At 40.1% G+C, this 4,123-nt stretch carries 4 protein-coding genes; 1 reads left to right on the top strand and 3 read right to left on the bottom strand.

Features of this window, described 5'->3' with window-relative positions; genetic code table 11:
* Positions 1 to 11 precede the first annotated feature (11 nt).
* The 3 genes from GNE10_RS32475 to lepB (GNE10_RS32465) form a co-directional block, all read right to left on the bottom strand.
* On the bottom strand, positions 12 to 806 hold the full coding sequence (locus GNE10_RS32475) for an MOSC domain-containing protein (protein ID WP_185570112.1): 795 nt from the start codon (positions 804 to 806) through the stop codon (positions 12 to 14).
* A gap of 11 nt (positions 807 to 817) precedes the next feature.
* On the bottom strand, positions 818 to 1,411 hold the full coding sequence (gene lepB / locus GNE10_RS32470; protein WP_185570110.1) for a signal peptidase I: 594 nt from the start codon (positions 1,409 to 1,411) through the stop codon (positions 818 to 820).
* A gap of 178 nt (positions 1,412 to 1,589) precedes the next feature.
* On the bottom strand, positions 1,590 to 2,243 hold the full coding sequence (gene lepB / locus GNE10_RS32465) for a signal peptidase I (protein ID WP_099069045.1): 654 nt from the start codon (positions 2,241 to 2,243) through the stop codon (positions 1,590 to 1,592).
* Between the two features lie 320 nt (positions 2,244 to 2,563).
* Here lepB (GNE10_RS32465) and GNE10_RS32460 point away from each other — a divergent pair, with 320 nt between their 5' ends.
* Entirely contained in the window at positions 2,564 to 3,883 is a 1,320-nt protein-coding gene (locus GNE10_RS32460; protein ID WP_185570108.1) for a dihydroorotase, read from the top strand.
* Positions 3,884 to 4,123 lie beyond the last annotated feature (240 nt).

The following is a 4,123-nucleotide window of genomic DNA, read 5'->3' as shown; positions in this document are numbered from 1 at the left end:
GTATTAATTTATTATGAAATTATTTCAACTTTTGTCCCGATTTGTAAAATTTTTCCGGCTGATGATGAAGGTAATTCTGTATTAATGCTCAATCTGTAGAAATGATTAAAACGCGATGAAGTAACCCATTTTGGTAAGGTTGCTTGGCGATGATTGACAAAGATTTTTTGAAAGTTTGGATAAGCTTCCCCCAAGTAAGAATCACGTGTTGGCACTATACAACGCTGACAAGGTTTAACTCCAAAAAAATCCACATCTCCGACTCTAAACGAAACTAAATCACCTTGTTCACGAAATAGCCGATCTTCCCAAAATGCTGGTACACCATCGATTTCGATGTTGGCGCGGATTCTGCGGCGCATTTCATCCACACTTAAACCGGGAAACCAAGAAGCCACTTCTGTTAAAGTTGCTGTACTAATTACCGTTGGGCCTGGTGAGTCGGTATCATCAGGAAAGCCCATGAGAGAATTTTGTTTAAGTGTTACAGGAAACTCAAAAAAATCACTCAAAGTTGCTTCTAATGCTTGCTGTTCCTCATGCAAATGAAAAACTTGTTGTGAGTCAATACCAGGAATTTTTAGCGATATAGTTTTATCTAAAAATTTGAATTGTGATGAATAAGACACCCGCAGTAAATGAATTTTGGCGTGACGCTTGCCATTTACAAATCGACCCCGTTCATCAAAAATAGCAAATTCTCGGTCATGTTCTAGCGCGCCACTGTCAAGAACTCTAGCACACTCAACTTCAACACCATCCAGAGACTTAACTGGATATAGTAAAATTTTAGCTAGGTAAGGTATCATAGCAATTTTCAATTGTTAACAATTCCCCCAACATGGTTGATAGGCCAAAAGCGAAATACAGCACGACCAATAATATTCTTGCGGGGGACAACACCCCAACAACGGCTGTCATAGCTACTATTACGATTGTCACCTAGTACTAAATATGAGTCTGTTGGTATTGTCTGGGGTTCAGCCAAGAAGGGTGGTTGCGCCCCTGATGAACAAACATCAATTGATGTATTCTGACCTGGACTAACATAATTGTCTTCTGGGAGAGGTTTATTGTTGAGATAAACTTTGCCATTTTGAAGTTGTACTTTTTCTCCAGGTAAACCAATTACGCGTTTAATAAAAGTATCTTGGTATTGTTCTTTTTTTAATTCTTCAGTAGGAGAAAAAACCACAATGTCTCCCCGTTGTGGTTGAGAAAATTTATACTTCAATTTATCCACAATGATTTTATCTGCCTCCCACTGGTTTGGTGTACCATGCAGAGTTGGTTCCATAGCACCAGAAGGAATCCAGCGTATTTCAGTAAAAATCAGGATATAGGCAGCAAAAATCCAGAAGACTAGTATCACACTACCTTCTATAATTAGCTTACGGTTGATACTAGGCATATCACACCAATTTAAAATTCACGCATCCACGCATTAAGAAAGCCGACAGAACAAGGGTTTCGGAGTGTGTATCTGTCGCATTCTTTTTTAAAGAGGTATCAGGTTTTCTTGTGTTTTGTTAGTTCTAATTTCTCCTTTGCTATTTTTTGAAATCGATGACTAACGACCAATAACGTATTTATGGAGTTGTTTGTGGATATAGCGGTGTTTTATCAATTCCACCAATGTGATTAAGAGGCCAGAAGCGGAATACAGCCCGACCAATAATATTTTGACGGGGGACAACACCCCAACAACGGCTATCGTAACTACTGTTACGATTGTCACCTAGTACTAAATATGAGTCTGTTGGTATGGTTTGTGGTTTTGCCAAAAAGCGCGGTTGGGGAGCGTCTTTACAAACATCAATAACTGTACTCTGCCCGGAACTAAGATAATTTTGTTCTGGTAGGGGTTTGTTATTGATATAGACTTTACCATCTTTGAGTTGTACTTTTTCTCCAGGTAAGCCGATTACACGTTTGATGAAAGCATCCTGGTATTGTTCTTTTTGTAGCTCTTCCGTAGGAGAAAATACTATAATATCTCCGCGCTGGGGGTTAGCAAATTTATATTTCAATTTATCGACAATAATTTTGTCTGCCTCCCACTGGTTTGGTGTACCATGCAGAGTTGGTTCCATCGATCCAGAAGGAATCCAGCGTGCTTCAGCAACAAAGGTACGAATTCCCAGAGCGAGAACAATGCTTAAAACAATTGTTCTACCAAGCTCTGCGATCCAGGAATTATCGGGTTGTTGACTAGAGTTGTTATCAGACACTTTATTTTGCATGAAATTACTGAACTAAGAGAGAGGAGGTAGGTAATTAACTAAACTAAATGGATTTTATCTGTTAATGTTAACGGAAAAATTTTAATTTCCCAGTTAAATTCGGATTTTCACGAGGTTGTTCATAAATTAAAAATAAACTTTTTTTTAACGCTCCGCAAAAATTAGTTACTCAGAGCGCGACTAAGTTTAACCTAAAAGCATAGTTGTCTGTCATATACAACCGCTGCTGTTGCGGCAAGATTTGGTTACAGAAGTAGCTTGAATACTTGCCAAGATTACATTTCCTGATTTTAAATTTTCAATTGGAATTCCTAACCCCCATGTTATCTTCAAAAAGTTTACTGATTCGCCACGCTCGTATTATCCTACCCAATGGTGAAGCAATGATTGGGGATGTGCTGACGCGCGATCGCCAAATAGTCGAAGTAGCGCTAGAAATCTCCCAAACCGAACTAGCCACAGAAATTGACGCACAAGGGTTAACTTTGTTGCCAGGAGTCATCGATCCGCAGGTACATTTCCGCGAACCAGGGCTAGAACACAAAGAAGATTTGTTCACTGCCAGTTGTGCCTGTGCCAAAGGGGGAGTGACTTCTTTTTTAGAAATGCCCAACACTCGCCCCCTGACAACAACACAGCAAGCTTTAGATGACAAACTAGAACGTGCCTCCCAAAAATGCTTGGTTAATTATGGCTTTTTTGTTGGGGCAACAGCAGAGAATCTACCAGATTTGCTTCTAGCTAAGCCAACACCAGGCATCAAAATTTTTATGGGGTCGATGCATGGTCAGTTGCTGGTTGACGGAGAAACGGCACTGGAAGCGATATTTGCTAAAGGATCTCGCTTGATTGCTGTTCATGCCGAAGACCAAGCCAGAATCAACCAACGACGCCAAGAATTTGCCAACATTCACGATGTCGCCGTTCATTCCCAAATTCAAGATAATCAAGCAGCTTTGTTGGCAACTCAACTAGCATTAAAACTTTCTAAAAAATATCAACGTCGTTTACATATTCTGCATCTATCAACGGCAGAAGAGGCAGAGTTGCTGCGTCAGGATAAACCGAGTTGGGTAACAGCAGAGGTGACACCACAGCATTTGTTACTAAACACCAACGCTTATGCACAGATTGGCACTTTAGCACAGATGAATCCTCCTTTGCGATCGCCCCACGATAATCAAGTCCTCTGGCAGGCTTTACGGGATGGTGTAATTGATTTTATCGCCACAGATCATGCACCCCACACCTTAGAAGAAAAAGCCCAAGAATATCCCAATACACCATCGGGAATGCCTGGGGTGGAAACTTCCCTGGCTTTGATGTTAACTGCGGCAATGGAAGGAAAGTGTACTGTTCCTCAAGTTGTGAATTGGATGTCTAAAGCTGTGGCTGTGGCCTATGGTATTCCCAATAAAGGAGCGATCGCACCAGGTTATGATGCTGATTTGGTGCTTGTAGATTTGAACACATATCGTCCTGTCCGGCGCGAGGAATTATTAACTAAGTGCGGTTGGAGTCCTTTTGAAGGCTGGAACCTCACTGGCTGGGCTGTAACCACCATTGTCGGTGGTGAGATTGTTTATGACCAAGGGCAGGTAAACACTCAGGTACGGGGTCAAGCTTTAAATTTTGTCTAGCAAACATTTATACATAAATATCATTAGTGCATATATCTAAGTATATTTATGTTAGTCAAGTTATTCTAAAATTTATCGTATTTTTACGCCATAACACTCAATAGATAACAGCTAATAAGCTATGGGTTTGAAAGACTCTTGATTTCAGAGCTTAACGCTGCTACAACAGTTATATTTTCTGTAGAAATACGATAATAATTACTTATTTATTTTTATATCTAGTATTATTTACAGATGTAG

The sequence above is a fragment of the Nostoc sp. 2RC genome (assembly GCF_014222165.1).
In the GTDB taxonomy this organism is placed as follows: domain Bacteria; phylum Cyanobacteriota; class Cyanobacteriia; order Cyanobacteriales; family Nostocaceae; genus Nostoc; species Nostoc linckia.
The sequence above is the reverse complement of the archived record's forward strand: the minus strand, read 5'-3'. Positions and strand labels throughout refer to the sequence as shown.

What these genes read in the sequence shown, in the direction of transcription:
- lepB (WP_185570110.1), bottom strand. Translation starts at nt 1,411, where the DNA reads ATGCCTAGTATCAACCGTAAGCTAATTATAGAAGGTAGTGTGATACTA.
- GNE10_RS32460 (WP_185570108.1), top strand. Translation starts at nt 2,564, where the DNA reads ATGTTATCTTCAAAAAGTTTACTGATTCGCCACGCTCGTATTATCCTA.
- lepB (WP_099069045.1), bottom strand. Translation starts at nt 2,243, where the DNA reads ATGCAAAATAAAGTGTCTGATAACAACTCTAGTCAACAACCCGATAAT.